The organism is Megasphaera sp. MJR8396C, from assembly GCF_001546855.1.
Lineage (GTDB): Bacteria > Bacillota > Negativicutes > Veillonellales > Megasphaeraceae > Megasphaera.
In genome coordinates this window covers 1-583 of sequence record NZ_KQ958186.1, presented here as the reverse complement: position 1 = coordinate 583, position 583 = coordinate 1, and the positions used below count along the sequence as shown (strand labels likewise).

At 46.1% G+C, this 583-nt stretch carries 1 protein-coding gene; it reads right to left on the bottom strand.

The window, feature by feature from the left end:
- Positions 1–583: RNA-guided endonuclease TnpB family protein (locus HMPREF3201_RS06300; protein ID WP_156423324.1), on the bottom strand; the 583-nt coding region annotated here is incomplete at both ends.

Sequence of the window (583 nt, the reverse complement as noted above, 5' to 3'; positions counted from 1 at the left end):
GGATTGGTATCCGCACTGGCAGCGATACAGATGTTGGTGAGGCTTACGGTTTTCCTTACGGATTGTACTGCATTTCGGGCAACGCTGAGAGGTGTATTTTGCCGAGACTTTCAATACTTCCGAGCGATTTTCGTGAGCCTTGTAGGTCAGAAATTGCTCAAACTGATAGAAAGTCCAACTCCGCAGGTCATAGTTCTGCTTTGCAGTTTGGGAGAGATTCGATGCTTCAAAGCTGACACCCGTTAAATCTTCCAGCACAAACAATGTATCTTTTCCGTATTTCGTAACGAGTGTCTTAGAAATCCGATGATTTACATCAGACATCCAACGGTTCTCTCGTCCGGAAAGGGCTTTGAGTCTGCGCTTTGCAGATTTTGTGCCTTTTGATTGGAGCTGCTGTCTGACTTTGAGAAACTTGTTCCTTTTTGCCGCAATTTTTCGCCCGGAAACAAATTCGGTTTTACCTTGCTCATCGTAACTGACCGTCAGGAATCGTAAACCACGGTCCATACCGACAACGTGACGGACGTTCTCCTTCTGGAAATCTTCGACAGCTTTGGTGACGGGAATATGCAGATACCAC